Source organism: Pseudolactococcus reticulitermitis, assembly GCF_002260845.1.
In the GTDB taxonomy this organism is placed as follows: domain Bacteria; phylum Bacillota; class Bacilli; order Lactobacillales; family Streptococcaceae; genus Pseudolactococcus; species Pseudolactococcus reticulitermitis.
Genome location: NZ_BEDT01000001.1, coordinates 224408 through 242855, shown reverse-complemented (window position 1 = coordinate 242855; position 18448 = coordinate 224408). Strand labels below are relative to the sequence as shown.

Genomic DNA, 18448 nt, shown 5'->3' with positions numbered 1-18448 from the left:
CAAAGCACGGGATTTTTTTGATATAATGAAATTATGATCTATGGTAATGGTGTTGATAATATTGAACTTTCACGGATTGAGAAGGCTTTAAATCGAAATCCGAAATTTGCGAACCGTGTCCTCACGGCAAGCGAATTGGCGACATTTATGACCTTATCGGGACAGCGCCAAATCGAATTTTTAGGGGGGCGCTGGGCAGCTAAAGAGGCCTATTCAAAAGCCTACGGCACCGGCATCGGTGGTCATGTCTCTTTTCAAGATATGACCATTTTACCCGACGATTTAGGCGCGCCCAAGTTCATCCAACATCCTTTTTCTGATAAAGGCGTGGCGCATTTATCCATCAGTCATAGTCATTTGGAAGCTATTGCTTTCGTTATTTTAGAAAGTCGTGATTAAGACATGAAACCAAGTACACATCGCCCGACGCAAGCGATTATTAATCTCGCAGCGATGCAGGCGAATATCAAAAATTTCAAAACATATATCAATAACAGCACCGAGATTTGGGCGGTTGTGAAAGCTAATGGCTATGGTCACGGGGCAAATGATGTGGCGCTAAGCGCCAATGACTTAGTGTCAGGCTTTTGTGTCTCTAACCTTGATGAGGCGATTGAACTGAGAAGTCATGGGATTGTTAAACCGATTTTAGTTTTGAGTGGGATTGTCCCAGCTGATATTCATATCGCGGTTAATTTGCGCGTGACGGTGACTGTGCCGTCTCTGGATTGGCTGAAACTTGTCATCGAGCATCTGGAAGATGTGGAGACTGAACACTTGAAATACCATATCAAGGTCGATTCTGGTATGGGACGGATTGGGGTGACAACGGCGCAAGAGGCTAATGACATCATCGCACTTGCGGATAATTATGACATGGTCTTTGATGGCGTCTTTACCCATTTTGCGACAGCTGATGAAGCAGCACAAGAAAAATTTGAGGCACAATGGTCGCAGTTTAATGCAATTGTTTCAGCTCTAAGCCGTCGTCCAAAATATGTCCATTCTAGTAATTCTGCCGCAGGTATTTGGCACAAGGATACGATTCAAGATATTGAACGCTTAGGAGACGCCATGTATGGCTTAAATCCAAGTGGTCGCACGCTTGATATGACCTATCAAATAACACCAGCGCTTGAGTTAAAATCAGAATTGACACATATCAAGACCATTGAAAAAGGGGCAACGGTTGGTTATGGGGGAGCATTTGTCGCAGATCAGTCTACCATCGTTGGCACTGTGCCAATCGGCTATGCAGATGGTTGGACACGTGATATGACTGGCTTCTATGTCTTGGTGAATGGTCAAAGATGCCCGATTATTGGTCGGATTTCGATGGATCAAATGACCATTGCCTTACCTGAAATCTTGCCCATCGGGACAAAAGTGACTTTGATTGGCCAAGATGGTGATGAAAAAATAACAGTAGATGATGTGGCAGCACATCGTGGTACGATTAATTATGAAGTAGTTTGTTTATTAAGTGATCGGATAAAACGGATATATCAAAATGGTTAGAGAAATTTTAAGAGGAGATATCTTCTTTGCTGATTTGTCGCCTGTAACAGGGAGCGAACAAGGGGGGGTTAGACCTGTATTAGTGATTCAAAACGATGCAGGCAATACCTTCTCGCCCACAACAATTGTTGCGGCAATTACGGCAAAGAAGACGAAGAAGGCATTACCAACACACGTTTCGATTTGTAAAGAAGTCGCAGGTGTTGGTTCAGATTCAGTTATTCTGTGTGAACAGGTCAGGACGATTGACAAGTGTCGTTTACGGGAAAAAACGGGACATCTCAATGATAAGGTGATGTCGGAAGTCGATATCGCCATCAAAAAAAGTTTATCTTGTTGAAGATAGGCTTTTTTTGTTATATAATTGTAACAAAAAATAACATTAAAATAGATTAATAGGTATTTACAATGACGATTATTTAAGATATAATAATTTTATAAACGAATTAAATAACAAATTAGTTTAAGTTGTAGAGGATTTTTAATATTATTTAAAGATAAGAGGATTATGATTAAGATATACACAGTTGCCTACAGTTCGTCTTGTGATAAGGCTAAGAAGTGGTTGCAAGAACACAATTTAGAATTTGAAGAAATTAATTTAACAAAAGCCCAGTTAACGGATAGCGAAATTTTGCATCTTCTATCATTAACAGAGAATGGGACTGAGGAGATTATTTCTAAACGGGGCAAGGCATACAAAAAATTAAATGTCGATTTGGATGACTTGTCTATGAGTTGTTTGGTTGAAGTGATTGAAAAAAATACAAGTTTGCTGAGACGTCCTTTGATTGTCGATGAGAAAAGGCTTCAAGTTGGCTATAATGAAGACGATATCAGAAAATTTTTACCACGTTCTGTTCGAAAAATTGCCTTTCAAACAGCAGAAGATAGAATAAAAAGTGAGTTATACTTGCAAGGTAGCATTTAATAGCGTACATAGTAATATCGAACATTTTACATATCCAGCGTTAAAAAAGAGGAAAACAGCGGCAATTTCGCTGTTTTTTTGTTAAAATAAAGGTTATACTGTGACATGAAAAAAGAAAACGGAGACGAGCATGACCTTAATCGATGGTAAAGCCTTGGCCGATAAAATGGCGATTGAACTGAAAATAAAAGTGGATGACTTAAAATCTGCCGGTGTCACACCGGGGCTAGTCGTGATTTTAGTGGGCAAAAACCCAGCCAGTCAAGTCTATGTCAAAAATAAAGAACGTCGTGCGACTGCAGCTGGCTTCAACTCAGAAGTGATTCGCCTGCCAGAGGATACGACGGAAGCAGCACTCTTAGAGCTGATTGCCCAATTCAATCAAGATGCCAAATGGCATGGTATTTTGGTGCAACTTCCCTTGCCGGCACATATTTCAGAAGAAAAAATTCTGCTTGCCATTGACCCAGATAAGGACGTCGACGGCTTTCATCCTACCAACATGGGGCGCCTCTGGTCGGGTAACCCTGTTATGATTCCTTCGACACCTGCGGGCATCATGGTCATGCTGGAGACTTACGGCGTTGAGGTGGCAGGCAAGAACGCGCTAGTGATTGGCCGCTCTAATATTGTAGGCAAGCCTATGGCGCAGATGTTGTTAGACCAACACGCGACGGTAACCATCGCCCACTCGAGAACAAAAAATCTACCAACAATAGCCAAACAAGCGGATATTTTAGTCGTTGCCATTGGTCGTGGGAACTTTGTGAGCGCAGACTTTGTCAAATCGGGCGCTGTTGTCGTTGACGTTGGTATGAATCGTGATGCAAATGGCAAGCTGATTGGCGATGTCAAATTTGATGAAGTTGCACCGATTGCCAGTCTCATTACACCAGTCCCAGGTGGTGTTGGTCCCATGACGATTACCATGCTCATGGAACAGACCTATGAAGCAGCGAAACGGACTTTAGACAAATAGGCACTAAATTCAGACGGGGAAAATTTCCCGTTTTTTTGGTACAATGGTAACATGACAGAATATTTGAGTGTGTCAACATTAACGAAATATTTAAAGGCCAAATTTGACCGTGATCCCTATTTGGAGCGGGTTTTTCTGACAGGCGAAATTTCTAATTTCAGACGCCGTCCTAAGCACCAGTATTTCGCCATCAAAGATGAAAAATCTGTAATCCAAGCGACCATGTGGGCAGGCGCTTTTGCTAAACTCAACTTCGAGCTGGAAGAAGGCATGAAAGTTAATCTCGTCGGGCGCGTCCAGCTCTATGAACCGGGTGGTTCTTACTCGATTATCATCGAAAAGATGATGCCAGACGGCATTGGCGCCCTAGCTGTTCAGCTCGAGCAACTCAAGAAAAAATTAACAGCCGAGGGGCTCTTCAACCCCGACTTCAAGCAAGCCATTCCAGCCTTTTCACGAAAAATCGGTGTGGTCACAAGTCCCAGCGGTGCCGTCATTCGCGACATCATCACCACCGTCAACCGCCGTTTTCCGATGACAGAAATCTTGTTATTTCCTGCCAAGGTTCAGGGCAATGGTGCAGCAGAGGAAGTAGCGCGTCGCATTCGCGAAGCCAACGAACGTGCAGACTTAGACGTCCTGATTATTGGTCGAGGGGGTGGCTCTATCGAAGACCTCTGGGCATTTAACGAGGAAATCGTCGTCCGCGCGATTTTTGAATCAAGAATGCCAGTGATTTCTTCAGTCGGGCATGAAACGGATACGACCTTGGCTGACTTTGTGGCGGACAGACGTGCCGCGACACCGACAGCTGCAGCAGAACTCGCGACACCCAATACAAAACTTGATATTTTACAGTACTTGACAAACAGCGAAACGCGATTGAGTACGAGTGTGCAACGCGGTTTAAATCAGCAACAAGAAAGACTGACCAGACTAGAAAATTCTGTGATATTCAGACAACCTGAGCGATTATATGATAGTTATCTTCAAAAATTGGATCAATTAACAGGCATGTTAAACCAACGCTTACAGCAGCATTACCAGAAAAATCAGCAAGCCCAAGCCTTGTTAACCAGTCGCCTGACGAGTTTACGACTTGACCAAAAAGTCGCAGAAGCCAATCGGCAACTGGCACGTGAAACGGCAAGTTTAAAAATGAATATGACTAATTTATTGACCTATCAAAAAACACGAGCTGAAAAAGCTTATGATAGTTTGAGCTTGATTGATCCAGAAAAAATTATCAAGCGTGGTTTCGCGATTGCTCGAACAGCAGAACAAAAAGTCGTTAAGTCTATCCAAGATGTTAAAACAGGTGATTATCTGAGTCTAGAAGTCTCAGACGGTCAAATCAATGTAGAGGTGAAAAATGGTTAAAGCAGTAACTTTTGAAGAAAATTTAGCAGCATTAGAAGACATCGTCAAGCGTTTAGAAAATGGTGATGTCCCCTTGGAAGAGGCCATCGCAGAATTTCAAAAAGGGATGAAGTTGTCTAAAACGCTTCAAAAAACTTTGAAAAATGCCGAGGCAACCTTGGTAAAAGTCATGGCAGACGATGGCACAGAAGAAGTATTTGATGGACAATAAAGCTTTATTGACAGCATTGACGAGCATTTTTGACGATTTTTATAGCTCAGAAAATCTCATCGACCATTTGACGGAGAGTATTCAGTACTCAATTCAGGCGGGTGGCAAGCGAATTAGACCGCTGTTTTTGTTAGAAACCTTGCAGGCTTTTGGTGTGGCTATCACAGCAGAACATGTCAAGGTAGCGGGTGCGGTCGAGCTAATTCACACCAGTTCGCTGATTCACGACGATTTGCCAGCCATGGATAATGACGATTTTCGCCGTGGCAAACCGACTAACCACAAGGTTTTCGGCGAGGCACAGGCGATTTTGGCAGGCGATGCCCTCTTGCTAGATCCCTATCTCTTATTGGCAAATGCTGACTTACCATCAAGCGTCGTTGTGGCTTTGGTGCGTGAGTTGGCGCTAGCCTCTGGTAGTCGTGGGATGGTGGCTGGTCAAGTTCTCGATATGGATGGAGAGACGCAAGCCCTGACTTTTGAGCAGCTGCAACAAATTCACGCCCTCAAAACAGGCAAAATGTTGATGTTTCCTTTCGTTGCCGCAGGCCTTATCGCGCAACAGTCAGATGAGGTCATCTCATCACTCCGCCATCTGGGAGAAAAAGTCGGTCAAGCCTTTCAAATCAGAGATGACATTTTAGATGTGACCGCAACATTTGACCAAATCGGGAAAACGCCCGGTAAAGATGAAGTTGCGGATAAATCAACCTATGTGAAGTTATTAGGTCTGGCAGGCGCAAAGGCAGAATTAAACGCTAATCTAGCCGCAGCTGAAGGGATTTTAGCTGAACTTTCGCGCACAAGCCAGCTACGACCTGACAGTATTTTGAAACAAATTGAAAGATTAAAAATTGACTAAAGAACGAGTAGATGTCCTAGCCTACAATCAAGGACTATTTGACACACGCGAGCAGGCGAAACGCGGTGTGATGGCAGGTATTGTCATCAATGCCCTTAATGGCGAACGCTTTGACAAGCCTGGCGAAAAAGTGTCGGACGATTTGGAGCTGATGATTAAGGGGGAAAAACTCCCTTATGTTAGTCGTGGTGGTCTGAAATTGGCGAGAGCGCTGGAAACGTTTGAGATGTCAGTTTCAGATCAAACCGCCATTGATATTGGTTCCTCAACAGGTGGCTTTACCGATGTCATGCTCCAAAACGGGGCTAAATTGGTCTATGCTGTTGATGTTGGCACCAATCAATTGGCTTGGAAAATTCGTCAAGACAATCGTGTTATTGTCATGGAGCAGTTTAATTTTCGCTATGCTAAGCCTGAAGATTTCAGTCATGATTTGCCGACTTTTGCCTCAATTGATGTCTCATTTATCAGCCTTGCCTTGATTTTACCCGCCTTGTATGATATTTTACTTGAGGGTGGTCAGGTTGTGGCGCTGATTAAGCCACAATTTGAGGCAGGTCGTGAACAAATCGGTAAGAATGGTATCATTAAAGAGGCTAAAATTCATGAAATCGTGATTGAATCCGTTGTGACTATGGCAAATGGTCTCGGCTTTTCAACGCTTGGTTTGACCAGCTCGCCTATTAAAGGTGGTCATGGGAATATTGAATTTTTATTGCATTTGTCTAAAACAACAGACCTGATTGACCAAGTGACGCCACAGATTCAGACAGTCGTCTCAGAGGCGCATGGAGAATTAGATGAAAAAAAGTGAACGGATTGAGTTAATCAAAAAACTATTGGTTGAGCAAGACATTATGACGCAGGACGATTTAGTGTCTGCCCTTTTGGCTTTAGACATTGAAGTCACACAAGCGACTGTTTCACGTGATATGCGGGAATTGCGCTTGGTTAAAGTACCTGCTAAAACAGGTGGTTATCGCTATGCCCTGCCTGAAAGTCAGCGTGCCAATACAGAGACAGATTTATTTAAATCTGCCGTTGAAACGGTAAAAAGACAGGGCAATCAACTCGCGATTAGAACGAGTCCGGGTTCAGCCATGCTCCTTAAAAATCGCCTGTTGACGCGCTTTGAACCACTTGTTTTTACAGTCCTATCAGATGATGATACGATTTTATTAATCGCCACATCAGATGACAATGCTGAAAAAATTGCGTCAGAGTTATCAAATTAATTGACGGGTGGCACAGGAAAGCCTCGGCAGCTTAATGGAGGGAAATTGATGTTACAGGAAATATCGATCAAAAATTTTGCCATTATCGACACGATTGCCATGCAGTTTGATCAAGGTATGTCGATTTTGACGGGTGAAACAGGTGCGGGAAAATCAATTATTATTGATGCCATGAATCTGCTTTTAGGCTCGCGGGCACAGACGTCATTTGTCCGCCATGGTGCTGATAAGGCGGAAATAGAAGGCCTGTTTTTCTATCAACAAGATAGCCCTGAAATCGCCCAGCAACTTGAAGCGCTTGGCTTTGAGAACACGGGCGAGCTGATTTTGCGACGGGAAATTTTTGCTAATGGTCGTTCATCTTGTCGCATTAATGGTGTCTTGACACCCTTGTCAAATCTTCAAGCTATCAGTAGCTTTTTGGTCGATATTCATGGGCAGCATGATCATCAGGAACTGATGAGCCCAGCCCATCACTTGGCTATGCTGGATGAGTTTGGCGACAAAAAATTTCTAAAAATCAAGCAAGACTACGCCCAGAAATTTTCTGATTATAAAACGCTACGCCAAAAATTAGTCACGCTCAAAAAAAATCAAGCAGAATTTGCCCAACGGATTGATATTTTAAAATTTCAAATTGATGAAATCACCTCAGCTGAGATTGACCTCAAGACAGATGAAGACATTTATCACAGACGCGAATTATTAACCCATGCTAATCATATCGCGGAGCATTTGAATGCTGCCTATTATTCATTAGATGATGATGCATCTGATTATTCAAGTCTGTCTATGGTCAGAAATGCCATGAATGAGTTGGAATCAGCTAGCCAGTTTGATGCGGCCAGCTATGCCAAATTGTCTGAAAAAATCGCAGATGCCTACTATTTATTAGAAGATGCTGCGGCAGATTTGGAGAAACGGATTGATGATTTGGAATTCAATCCGTCAGAGTTGGCGATGATTGAAGACCGGATCTCGGTTTTGACGACCCTCAAGAAAAAATACGGTCCTGAGTTGGCAGATGTGCTGGCTTATTTGGCAAATTGCCAAAAAGAATTAGAGGCACTGACAGGTGACGAGAACTCCTCAGAAAATCTGGAAGCAGCATTTAAATCGGCTGAAAAGGCACTCTTGATCAGTGCGCAGGCGCTGTCTGAGGCTAGAGCAACCATTGCCGACAGGCTCGCCAAAGATGTCAAGGGCGAGTTGGCGGATCTCTACATGGCGAAAGCCGATTTCAAGGTGCAGTTTGAACCCGCCAAGTTCTCGGTCAATGGAAATCAGCACGTCGAGTTTTTCATTCAAACCAATCCGGGAGAGGGCTTCAAACCTCTGGCTAAGACCGCATCGGGTGGGGAAATGAGCCGGATTATGCTGGCGATTAAGTCAAGCTTTGCCAGACGTGAAAATAAAACAGCCATTGTTTTTGATGAAGTCGATACAGGCGTTTCAGGACGCGTTGCCCAAGCGATTGCCAATAAAATCTACAAGATTTCTCAAAGTGGGCAGGTCTTGTGTATCTCGCATTTACCGCAAGTTGTGGCGATTGCGGATACCCAATATCATATCGAGAAAATTCAGCTGGACGATAGCACCACTTCAACGGTCAGAAAATTAACGTTTGCAGAACGGGAAATCGAAATTGCTAAGATGCTGGCAGGCGATGATTTAACGCCTGAGGCGCTGGCACAAGCTAAGAAATTACTGGAAAAATAAGAAGATGAATCGAGAAAAACTAAAAACGGTCAAAAGAATCGTGGTTAAAATTGGCACCTCAAGTCTGATTTTGGCGAATGGTCAAATCAATCTGAAAAATATGGACGACTTGGCTTTTACCTTGTCGAGTCTAAGGAACGAAGGCTATGACATTATTTTGGTCACATCAGGCGCGATTGGTGTTGGGCTTAATGTTTTAGGTTTGGACAAACGACCGTCAGAAATCGCACAACAGCAAGCGCTAGCGTCGATTGGTCAGGTGGAATTAATGAGTCTGTACAATCATATGTTTGCCCGCTATCAGCAAAAAGTGTCCCAGCTTTTATTGACCAATGATGTGATTGAATATCCTGAAAGCCGTCAAAATGCGTCCATGTCCCTCCAAGCGATTTTGAGCATGGGGATCATTCCCATCATCAATGAAAATGATGCGGTCAGTGTCGATGAAATGGATCATAAGACCAAGTTTGGCGATAATGACCGATTAGGCGCCATTGTAACGAACTTGGCAGATGCTGATTTGCTGATTATGCTGTCCGATATTGATGGACTTTATGACAAAAATCCTAATATTTTCGATGATGCCAAGCTCATTGACAATGTCTCTGAAATTACAGAGACATTAATGAAGGCGGCAGGTGGTGCAGGCAGTCGCTTTGGGACAGGTGGCATGACTAGCAAATTAGAAGCAGCCAAGCTGATTTTTGATACGGATAAACAAATGGTGCTGACCAATGGTGCTAGAATTCGTGAGATTCGTGATATCATTAACGGCAAGAAGAAAGGAACTTATTTTGGACAGTAGTCAATTTGCAGTCATCACAGCAGCTGAATTTGCAGAATTTGTGGCGACACGTGATGATGTTCATTTCCAACAAACTCAAGCATTTGGTGACTTACAAGCTAGTTTAGGCCACCAGCCATTTTATTTTGCAGTGAAGACAGATAACGCAATCGTGGCTGCTATGCTGGTGACACTGGCTAAAGTTCGGTTTGGCTATCTGGCAGAAGCGCATGGGAATCCTTACTTTTCTGCCATAGCAAGCGATAATCAAGTGCTGATTTCAGGTGCCAAAGCTCTACTCAAAAAACACGGTGGCTTGAAGTTCATCATCCATTCTAATCAAATGATTGAAAAGTATGATGATAACTGGGAAAAAGTAGGTACTTTTAACCAAGAGCTGACTGGTTTTTATGAGACTTTAGGCTTTTCGGAAGCACGGTTGAGCGATTTTGAGAAAAGTTTTAACTATAATTATAGTAAAGAGTTGACGGGGTTTGAAACGCTTGCCCAACTTGAAAAATCTTATAAGAAAAATGGTCTCCAGACCATTAAAAAAGCCCGAAAATTAGGCATTCAGGTCTATGAAGCGAGCTATGATGAATTGGCTGATTTTAAGAAAGTGGTTGATGAGGCAGGCGAGCGCAGAAATTTTTCAACGCGAGACTTGTCTTATTATCAGGCGGTTTATCAAGCCTTTGGCGACCGTGTTAAGTTTGTGTTGGCGAAACTTAATTTCCAAACAGAGTTAGCAGCTAACCAGTCAGAATTGGCTGGTGTTTACCAGGAAATCGAGCAGGCTCAGGCGCAAAATAAGAAAAAAAGTCTCGATACGCTCAATCAACGGGTGTCGCGACTTGAAAAATTCCAAGCAGAACTTCAAACATTGGCAGAAACTTATGGTGACGAAGATGTTATCTTGGCAGCAGCACAATTTTTCATCATGCCCAATGAGATTCTCTATATGTTTAGCGGCATGTATGATGCGTTCAGAGAGTTTTCCGCCCCTTTCTTGATTCAAGATGACATGTTGCAATTTGCTTTTTCGCATCAGATTGAGCATTATAATTTCATGGGGGTCAATGCGCCTGACAATCCAGATCAAGGTGTTTTGAAATTCAAGCAAAACTTTAAGGGCTACATTTGGCAATCATCTGGGAATTATGAGATGACCCTCAAACCTGTCTTGACCAAGCTGACAGCTGTCTTGAAAAAAATAATGGGGCGATAAGGTTTTGATAAAATCAGAGATAGAAATTGTCCAAAGAGCAAGCTGACTGCTCTTTTTTTTGATATAATGGAAACATGTACACAGTAAAAATAGGTCTATCAGCAGCTGAACACGATGCCTTTATCAAGGCATCAAATTTGACGCATTTATTACAATCGTCAAATTGGGCAAACATTAAAGATAATTGGCGACATGAACGCATCGGATTTTACAAAGATGAGGCACTCAAATCAAGTGTGAGTGTCTTGATTAAGCCGTTACCATTAGGGGTGACAATGCTCTATATACCGCGAGGAATCGTCCTTGATTATTCGGATACGGAGTTATTGGCATTTGTTTTGGCAGAGCTGAAAAAATATGGCAAGTCACAACACGCCTTATTTATCAAATTTGATCCAGCGATTTTGGCTGACCAGTCAGAAACGCTGACAAAAAACTTGCAAAATTTAGGCGTTAAATGGTCAGGCTTGACAACTGATATGGCAGATACCATTCAACCACGCTATAATGCCGTCATTCATCGGGATGATTTTTCTGAGGAAACATTGAGCAAAAAAACGCGGCAATTCTTGCGCAAAGCTCGCAAGTCACAGCCTATTTTTGAAATTGGGGGGACTGAGCTTGTCGCTGAGTTTTCTGAACTGATGAAAAAAACAGAATCACGCAAAAATGTGAGTCTGAGAAACGCTGAGTATTACACGAAATTGCTTGAAACCTATGGCGACGATGCCTTTATCAACCTCGTTAAAATGGACTTTGGTAAATTATTATCGGAAGCCAAAGAAAATCGGGAAAAATTGACGGATAATCTGACGAAAGCTAAAAATGACAAGCGTGTCAAAGCTTTGACAAGTGAACTGGAAATTGTTGATAAAAATATTGCTGCTTTAACGAAAACAGTCGCAACGCATGGTGCTGTCATCCCTGTTGCGGGAACCTTGACCTTAAATTTTGGTGGGGCTGCGGAAACGCTATACGCAGGCACGGATACGGCTTTTCAAAAATATTATCCCTCTTATTTGGCTTGGTATGAAGCCATCCAACATGCTTTTGAAAAGGGTGCGGAAACACTCAATATGGGTGGTCTGGAAAACTCCTTGTCTGAAACAGACGGCCTGTTGAAATTTAAAAAACATTTTAATCCGAAAATTGAAGTCTATGTCGGTGAATTTGATATGCCAGTCAACCGATTTTTATTTAACTTGAGCGAGTTTGCTTACAAACTCCGTAAAAAAATGAAATAATGGGAGGAAACCAGATGATTGAGACACTTGGCAAACAGGCTAAAACGGCTGCCTTTGAATTAGCAACATATGCGACCCTTGAAAAAAATCAGTTTTTGCAGACATTGGCGCAAGCCCTTGTTGACAATACGGCTGCCATTATCGCTGAAAACGCCAAAGATTTAGCGCATGCCGAAGCCAATGGCATCAACGCCATTATGCTGGATCGTCTGCGTTTGACACCAGAGCGAATAGCAGATATTGCTGAGGGTGTCAGACAAGTGGCAGCCCTACCAGATCCAGTAGGCCAAGTCATGAGTGGTTATACCAATCTTGACGGTTTGAGAATTCTTCAAAAACGTGTTCCATTAGGCGTGGTTGGCATGATTTTTGAGAGCCGACCAAATGTTGGGGTGGATGCTTTTGCCCTGTGTTTCAAGACCAATAATGCGGTCATTTTACGTGGTGGTAAAGACGCCATTCATTCCAATCAAGCGCTTGTTCAAGTCATCAAAAGGGCGTTGAGAGATGCGGGCATCACAGAAGATGCAGTAGGGCTCGTGACAGATACCAGTCATGACGTTGCCAGAAAAATGATGCAGGCGACTGATTACTTAGACGTGCTGATTCCACGTGGTGGTGCGGGGCTGATCAAGACGGTTAAAGAGCAGTCGCGTGTGCCGATTATCGAAACGGGAACGGGCAACGTCAGCATTTATGTGGATGAATTTGCTGATTTGGAGATGGCGATAAAAATTGTCATCAATGCTAAAACACAACGTCCAAGTGTCTGCAATGCGGCTGAAAGTTTGGTCGTTCATGAAAAAATCGCTGCTACATTTTTACCAAAATTGCAAACAGCGATTAATGCTGTGCAACAGATTGACTTTAAGGTTGATACGTTAGCAGCAGCTTTGATGACAGGAGAACTGGCGACTGAGGCAGACTTTGGTGCTGAGTACTTAGACTATGAGATGTCAGTCAAGGTTGTCTCAAGCATTGATCAAGCCATCACACACATCAATCGTTACAGCACCAAACATTCAGAGAGTATTATCACGGATAATTTAGCACATGCGGAGCAATTTCAAGCACAAATTGATTCTGCGGCGGTTTATGTTAATGCGTCAACGAGATTTACAGACGGTTTTGTCTTTGGCTTAGGGGCTGAAATTGGCATTTCAACCCAAAAATTACACGCCAGAGGTCCAATGGGGCTTGAAGCACTCACGTCCTACAAATATTTGATTAATGGTAATGGTCAAACAAGAGGTTAATTGAGTAGAGGTCAGTGTTGTCAGATAGCGTGGATCGTCACGATTTTATGACTAAAAGATGACAATTCAGTAAAAATCTAGATATTGCTAGATTTTTTTGGTATAATAAGATTTGTTTAGGTGATGCGTTCCTGTCTCAATTATTTTTGATGCTTGAATATTGAAATCAGCCCTAAACCTAAGAAAGTGAGTACACATGTCAGACCAGACAACTTTTAAGCACGATACCGTTCTGCTTCATGAAACCGTTGATATGCTTGAAGTCAAGCCTGATGGCATTTATATTGACGCCACACTTGGTGGTGCTGGTCATAGTGAATATTTGCTGAGCCAACTCACAACTGGGCACCTGTATGCGTTTGATCAGGATGAAACAGCCCATGAAAATGCTAAAGTAAAATTAAAAACACAACTTGAAGCTGGTAAAGTAACCCTCATCAAGAATAATTTTCGACATCTTGAGGCAGCGTTAGCAGCATATGGCATCACAGAATTTGACGGGATTCTCTATGATTTAGGGGTCTCGAGTCCTCAGTTTGATGACAGCCAGCGTGGTTTCTCCTATAAAAAAGAAGCTAGATTAGACATGCGCATGGATCAATCACAGGCATTGACTGCGCATGAGGTCGTCAATACTTATGCCTTTAACAATTTGATGCGAATTTTCAGTCGGTATGGTGAAGAAAAATTCTCTAAACAGATTGCGCGTAAGATTGAAAAAGCGCGGGAAATGGCGCCGATTGATACGACTTTACAGCTGGCAGAGATTATCAAGTCTGCTCTACCTCAAAAAGAATTGAAGAAAAAAGGGCATCCTGCGAAACGGATTTTTCAAGCCATTCGCATTGAAGTCAACGATGAACTGGGTGCTGCTGCGGAATCAATCGAAGCAGCCATCCACATGCTGAAAAAAGACGGTAGAATATCCGTCATTACCTTCCATTCTTTGGAAGATAAGCTGACAAAGTCTCTTTTCAAAGAATATGCAACTGTTGATGTGCCACGTGGCTTACCCATGCTACCAGAGGAGATGAAACCTCTCTTGACGGTGGTCAATCGGAAGCCGATTTTGGCGTCAGAAGAAGAATTAGCTTACAATAATCGCGCGCACTCCGCTAAATTAAGGGTCGCACAAAAAAATTAATGACAGCTAGTCAACAAGTAAAATTAGAAAGGTAAAAATATGGCAGCTAAACCAAAAGAATATTTTGATATTAAAACAGCTAACCAAAATGGTAGTTATAATATTTCTGCGGATTCAATTGCGCCGGAACTTTTGAGGCGGAAATTTAAGAAATTGTCAAACGTTGAAAAAGTCTTTTACCTTTCAGTGACTGTGACAGCCATTATCCTTGCGATTGGGATGGTATTCGTTCGAACTAAAATTATTGAAGTTGAGCAAAATACGTTGACAATTCAAGCGGAAGTTGCAACAAAAGAAGACCAACTTAAGGCTTATGATCAGCAAATCAATGAGTTGATGACAGATGATCGTGTTGCGAATCAAGCCAAAGATAATGGTCTTAAACAGAACAATGATAACGTGATAAAGGCAACGAAATAAATGATAAATTTTTTAAAAAAACTTGTAAGCTTTCCTTTTAGAAAAGTAGCGAAAAATGCCAATAAAACGCATTTAAGCCCACAAGCCAACCGTAAACGGATTGCGCAGGATATCTTAATTCTCGCTATCTTTGTGTTTACGGTTTTTATCGTTAGATTTTCTTGGCTTGTCGTGACGGATTCCAGCAATGGTGTCAAACTCTCGACACTTGCGAAAGCGAATTATTCTGAAACGACGACGATTTATGCCAAACGTGGGACGATTTTTGACCGAAATGGGACACCGATTGCCATGGATTCTAGCGATTACGCCATTTATGTCATCCTTGATACGGCTTATGTGTCGGCTGAGGGTAAGAAACTTTATGCCGCAGCAAAAGATTTTCCAGCGATTGCTCAACTTTTCAAGGAAAAATTAAACATAGATGACAAATATACCATGGAACAGCTTCAGCGTAAAGGCGCTAGTCAAGTTGAGTTTGGGACATTGGGCAAGCACATTTCATTTACAAAAAAAGAAGAGATTGAAAAGGCGGCTAAAGAAAAAGGACTTGCTGGGATTGGCTTTACATCCCATTTGGCACGTTCTTACCCGAATGGTAATTTCGCTTCAAACTTTATTGGACTTGCTGGTCTGATAGATGGTGATGATGATACCAAAGGTCTAGGCGGTCAATTTGGGCTAGAAGCCTCATTGGACGGTATTTTATCAGGGAAAAATGGTGTTGAAACCCTAGAGAAGGACAAAAATGGACAAGCCCTTCAAGGTGTTGCCAAATCTGTTACGCCAGCAAAAGATGGCGAAGATGTTTATACGACGTTTGATGCGACATTGCAGGCCTATCTGGAAAACCTGATGGATACAACCGGTGTGAAAGATGCCGGTGCTAAAAATATCGTCGCAACGCTTGTCAAAGCAGATACAGGAGAAATTTTAGCGACGACCCAACGTCCGACATTCAATCCGACAACGCAAACCGTTATTGGGCGAAAAGACGATAAGAAATCAGATAAAGCAAATATAGCTGAACAGTCTAATTTACTCTATCAAGCGCAGTATGAGCCGGGCTCAACCTTTAAACTTTTCACGGTAGCAGCAGCGATTGAGACTAAAAAATTTAATCCGAATGCAATTTATACGTCAACACCTTTTAAGATAGCTGGCGAAGCGCCTGTCGCTGACTGGGATGTTGAAGATGGCTTCCCAAATGGTCGAACGATGACCTATGCCCAAGGCTTTTCCCATTCTTCCAATGTCGGGATGTCAAATCTCCAAATGGCCATGGGGGATAAAGTTTGGGATGACTACTTAGAACGTTTTAGAATTGGTGTCCCAACCCGTATGGGTGTTGGCGGAGAACTTTTTGGTAAACTCCCCGATAAGAACGTCGTGTCTCAGGTCAATTCAGCATTTGGTCAAGGGGTTAGTGTGACGGAAGTGCAAATGCTCCGTGGTTATACTGCCTTTGCCAATGGTGGCAAGATGTTAGAACCACATTTTATTTCTAAACTGGCGAATATTGACGCGGGAACAGAGCGCGTGAGCCGACCAGAAGTGATAGGCAAACCGATTGAGAAATCAACCGCAGATGATGTCCTCAAGTATATGGTGAATGTCGGGACGGATGTTGATTTTGGGACTGCCTATGACTGGACGAATCATCATCCATATTTCCAGGTCGATGGGAAAGATGTCTCAGTTAAGACAGGAACTGCCCAAGTCTCTAAACCGACAGGTGGTTATTATGACGAGGGACCGACACCCTATCTCTATTCAGCTGTTGCCATGGTGCCATCAGAAAATCCAGATTATATATTTTATATGACAGTTGAGCTACCAGAACATTGGACTTTAAACTATATCTCAGATGTTGCTAACCCATTATTGGCGCGTGCCTATGAGCTTAAACCCACGATTGATGCGGTATCAGAAGCAACGAGCGGTGAGAATATCAAGGAAGCTGAAGTCACTTTGAAAGATTACAAGGGTAAAGTTTCTGGTAATGTGCTAGTTGACTTACGTCAACAGATTTTACACCCCGTCGTTGTGGGTAGTGGCAAAAAGGTTATCAAGCAATCACTTGAAGCTGGCACAAAACTTGGTGCCAATGCGCGTGTCTTATTATTGACAGATGGTGATGTTAATATGCCAGATATCTATGATTGGTCTAAAGATGATGTTGAAACCTTAGCCAAATGGACTGGGATTCAAGTCACTTATAAAGGTTCTGAAACTGGCAAAGTGACAGAACAAAGTATCCAGATGAATGCAAAATTGAAAAAAGATCAAAAATTAACAGTGACGCTTAATTAATAACTGACAAAATGATTGCACTAGAGATGAAATGAATAGACTTCCTTTCATCGCAAGGCTTTTGTTTTGTGCAAATTTGAATAAGCGTGTATGCATGTTAAGCAGCGTCTGATGCTCTAGAAATTAACGGAAATGAACATGATATTAAATTCTCTTATTACTGGACTTGTGGCTTTTATCGTCACAGTCCTCACAATCCCCGCCTTTATCCGCTTTTACCATAAAGCCAGAATTGGTGGGCAACAAATGCATGAAGATGTCAAACAACACGCTGCAAAAGCGGGTACCCCGACCATGGGTGGCTTTGTTTTTGTCGTCGTGAGTTTGCTTGCTTCGCTCTTGTTTGCCTTTATCTTTGGCAAACTGACAGCAGCTTTCATCGTCATTTGGTTTGTTTTTGCGATTTATGCCGTTGTTGGTTTCTTGGATGATTTCTTGAAAATTTTCAAACAAATCAACCAAGGTTTGACGAGCTGGCAAAAATTGGTCGCACAGATTGCGACAGGAATTGTCGCCTACCTCGTTTACACACATGAAACGGCAGCTAATTATTTAAATATCTTTGGTTTTCGGCTCAATCTTGGTGTTTTCTTCGTTATCTTCCTCGTTTTTTGGTTAGTTGGCTTTTCAAATGCGGTTAATCTGACCGATGGGATTGATGGCTTGGCGTCAATTTCAGTTGTGATTTCTCTTCTGGCTTATGCCATCATTGCCGTTCACCAAAGTCGTTTTGATGTCTTGGTGATCATCGTTACTGTCATTGGCAGCTTACTTGGCTTCTTCATCTTTAACCATAAACCGGCTAAAATCTTCATGGGAGATGTCGGGAGTTTGGCGCTTGGTGGGTTATTAGGGATTATCTCAATCGTCTTAAATGTTGAGTGGACCTTGCTTTTGATAGGTATCGTTTATGTCTTTGAAACGGTGAGTGTGATGATGCAAGTGACCTACTTTAAACTCACGCATGGGAAACGGATTTTTAGGATGACGCCGGTGCATCACCATTTTGAACTCGGTGGGATTTCAGGACATGGTAAACCTTGGTCAGAATGGCGTGTTGATTTCTTCTTCTGGAGCATTTCTTTGCTTGGGTCAATCTTGGCACTGGTCATCTATTTTATTCAAAATTAAGGATTAGAAAAAGGTGTCGATTTTCGAACCTTTTTTCTTTATCTCATAAAAACTAAAGTGTATAATGAAAGTAGAGTTAAGCGCTTCCAAATG

At 42.4% G+C, this 18448-nt stretch carries 19 protein-coding genes; all 19 read left to right on the top strand.

Features of this window, described 5'->3' with window-relative positions; genetic code table 11:
* Positions 1 to 33: 33 nt before the first annotated feature.
* On the top strand, positions 34 to 399 hold the full coding sequence (acpS, locus tag RsY01_RS01095) for a holo-ACP synthase (RefSeq protein WP_094783722.1): 366 nt from the start codon (positions 34 to 36) through the stop codon (positions 397 to 399).
* 3 nt (positions 400 to 402) lie between these two features.
* Positions 403 to 1518, top strand: coding sequence for an alanine racemase (alr, locus tag RsY01_RS01090; RefSeq protein WP_094783721.1), 1116 nt, complete (start codon positions 403 to 405; stop codon positions 1516 to 1518).
* A complete protein-coding gene (locus RsY01_RS01085; RefSeq protein ID WP_094783720.1) occupies positions 1511 to 1858 on the top strand; it encodes a type II toxin-antitoxin system PemK/MazF family toxin in 348 nt (115 codons plus the stop codon). The genes alr and RsY01_RS01085 overlap by 8 nt, the downstream gene beginning before the upstream one ends.
* 168 nt (positions 1859 to 2026) lie before the next feature.
* Positions 2027 to 2449 carry a Spx/MgsR family RNA polymerase-binding regulatory protein gene (locus RsY01_RS01080; protein ID WP_094783719.1) on the top strand — a complete coding sequence of 141 codons (423 nt, stop codon included), beginning with the start codon at positions 2027 to 2029 and terminating at the stop codon, positions 2447 to 2449.
* A gap of 130 nt (positions 2450 to 2579) precedes the next feature.
* On the top strand, positions 2580 to 3428 hold the full coding sequence (locus RsY01_RS01075) for a bifunctional methylenetetrahydrofolate dehydrogenase/methenyltetrahydrofolate cyclohydrolase (protein WP_094783718.1): 849 nt from the start codon (positions 2580 to 2582) through the stop codon (positions 3426 to 3428).
* Positions 3429 to 3479: 51 nt separating this feature from the next.
* The gene (xseA, locus tag RsY01_RS01070) at positions 3480 to 4808 is read left to right on the top strand and encodes an exodeoxyribonuclease VII large subunit (protein ID WP_094783717.1); all 1329 of its coding nucleotides are present in this window, start codon (positions 3480 to 3482) and stop codon (positions 4806 to 4808) included.
* On the top strand, positions 4801 to 5019 hold the full coding sequence (locus tag RsY01_RS01065) for an exodeoxyribonuclease VII small subunit (RefSeq protein WP_094783716.1): 219 nt from the start codon (positions 4801 to 4803) through the stop codon (positions 5017 to 5019). The genes xseA and RsY01_RS01065 overlap by 8 nt, the downstream gene beginning before the upstream one ends.
* Positions 5009 to 5881: a polyprenyl synthetase family protein gene (locus tag RsY01_RS01060; protein ID WP_094783715.1), complete on the top strand. Its 873-nt coding sequence runs from the start codon at positions 5009 to 5011 to the stop codon at positions 5879 to 5881. The genes RsY01_RS01065 and RsY01_RS01060 overlap by 11 nt, the downstream gene beginning before the upstream one ends.
* Complete coding sequence (locus tag RsY01_RS01055; protein ID WP_094783714.1) at positions 5874 to 6695, top strand: TlyA family RNA methyltransferase; 822 nt, start codon at positions 5874 to 5876, stop codon at positions 6693 to 6695. The genes RsY01_RS01060 and RsY01_RS01055 overlap by 8 nt, the downstream gene beginning before the upstream one ends.
* A complete protein-coding gene (locus RsY01_RS01050) occupies positions 6682 to 7116 on the top strand; it encodes an arginine repressor (RefSeq protein WP_094783713.1) in 435 nt (144 codons plus the stop codon). Before RsY01_RS01055 ends, RsY01_RS01050 begins: the two co-directional genes overlap by 14 nt.
* Before the next feature lie 48 nt (positions 7117 to 7164).
* Entirely contained in the window at positions 7165 to 8835 is a 1671-nt protein-coding gene (gene recN / locus RsY01_RS01045) for a DNA repair protein RecN (protein WP_094783712.1), read from the top strand.
* A gap of 4 nt (positions 8836 to 8839) precedes the next feature.
* Positions 8840 to 9640 carry a glutamate 5-kinase gene (gene proB, locus RsY01_RS01040; protein WP_094783711.1) on the top strand — a complete coding sequence of 267 codons (801 nt, stop codon included), beginning with the start codon at positions 8840 to 8842 and terminating at the stop codon, positions 9638 to 9640.
* A complete protein-coding gene (locus RsY01_RS01035; RefSeq protein WP_157905755.1) occupies positions 9630 to 10847 on the top strand; it encodes a peptidoglycan bridge formation glycyltransferase FemA/FemB family protein in 1218 nt (405 codons plus the stop codon). The genes proB and RsY01_RS01035 overlap by 11 nt, the downstream gene beginning before the upstream one ends.
* A 74-nt stretch (positions 10848 to 10921) precedes the next feature.
* Positions 10922 to 12091 carry a peptidoglycan bridge formation glycyltransferase FemA/FemB family protein gene (locus tag RsY01_RS01030; RefSeq protein WP_094783709.1) on the top strand — a complete coding sequence of 390 codons (1170 nt, stop codon included), beginning with the start codon at positions 10922 to 10924 and terminating at the stop codon, positions 12089 to 12091.
* A gap of 14 nt (positions 12092 to 12105) precedes the next feature.
* Positions 12106 to 13347 (top strand): glutamate-5-semialdehyde dehydrogenase, encoded by a 1242-nt coding sequence (locus tag RsY01_RS01025; protein WP_094783708.1) that lies wholly within the window; start codon positions 12106 to 12108, stop codon positions 13345 to 13347.
* 196 nt (positions 13348 to 13543) lie between these two features.
* Entirely contained in the window at positions 13544 to 14491 is a 948-nt protein-coding gene (rsmH, locus tag RsY01_RS01020; protein ID WP_094783707.1) for a 16S rRNA (cytosine(1402)-N(4))-methyltransferase RsmH, read from the top strand.
* A gap of 39 nt (positions 14492 to 14530) precedes the next feature.
* The gene (locus tag RsY01_RS01015; protein ID WP_094783706.1) at positions 14531 to 14911 is read left to right on the top strand and encodes a cell division protein FtsL; all 381 of its coding nucleotides are present in this window, start codon (positions 14531 to 14533) and stop codon (positions 14909 to 14911) included.
* Positions 14912 to 17224: a penicillin-binding transpeptidase domain-containing protein gene (locus tag RsY01_RS01010; RefSeq protein ID WP_094783705.1), complete on the top strand. Its 2313-nt coding sequence runs from the start codon at positions 14912 to 14914 to the stop codon at positions 17222 to 17224.
* A 141-nt stretch (positions 17225 to 17365) separates the two neighbouring features.
* Positions 17366 to 18355 (top strand): phospho-N-acetylmuramoyl-pentapeptide-transferase, encoded by a 990-nt coding sequence (gene mraY, locus RsY01_RS01005; protein ID WP_167373216.1) that lies wholly within the window; start codon positions 17366 to 17368, stop codon positions 18353 to 18355.
* Positions 18356 to 18448: the final 93 nt, after the last annotated feature.